This is a genomic window from Gemella sp. zg-1178, from assembly GCF_018790995.1.
In the GTDB taxonomy this organism is placed as follows: Bacteria; Bacillota; Bacilli; order Staphylococcales; family Gemellaceae; genus Gemelliphila.
On record NZ_JAHKEI010000062.1, the window covers coordinates 1 to 779 of the forward strand.

The 779-nt window shown below is 26.8% G+C and carries 1 protein-coding gene; it reads left to right on the forward strand.

Features of this window, described 5'->3' with window-relative positions:
* The first annotated feature begins 145 nt into the window (after positions 1–145).
* Positions 146–652: a PBECR4 domain-containing protein gene (locus KMP12_RS07430; protein ID WP_215757071.1), complete on the forward strand. Its 507-nt coding sequence runs from the start codon at positions 146–148 to the stop codon at positions 650–652.
* Positions 653–779 lie beyond the last annotated feature (127 nt).

Below are 779 nucleotides of genomic sequence, written 5' to 3' on the forward strand. Positions count from 1 at the left end.
ACGTTACACTGCTTGGCAGAGCTTAATAACTGTTCCTTTGCGATAAGCCTAAAAAGCACAACATAGGGAGTTAGTTTTAATAACTAATCGATTACTCCGTTCGGTAGTTTTTAACCGTTCCGTGCTTGTTTTTTGTGGAGATAATATGAGTATAGATTTTTTAGAATTATTAAATGATTATAATGACAATTTTTGTAATAAAAAATGTTATTTATTTACAAACTATAAGAATGAACAGTTTGAAGTGTCGTTTAATGTTATTGATTTATATCATTTGTTCGGTATTCACAAAATATGTAATATACATGCTACAAAATGGGTAGAGTTGGTAAAGTGTGAAAAGTTTTCTTTATTAGATTATAAATCTGATTATTTAAAAGAGGTAATACCTAGAATAGATAGTTATTACTTTTTAAAGGAAGTATTTTTGAAAAACAGTGTAAACACACTTATTTTGGGTAAAGATTTAAAAGGTAATACTATGAATTTAAATATAGTATTTGTTGATGAAAATAATGATAATATGTATGTAGTTTTAGGTTTAAGAAAAGATAATAGAAATAAATATAGACCTGTAACTTTGCATGTTAGCAGGTATAATAAGTATAAAAAATATAGAAAAACAAAAATAAAAAGTATAGAATGGATTTAAAAGTCAATTTTTGGTTGGCTTTTTTATTTTGAAAGGAGTTTTTTTTATGGTAACACAGACAGAAGCGATTAGTTGGGTAAAAAGTAAGATAGGGGGGCGTACTGATTTTGACGGTTGGTATGGTTCT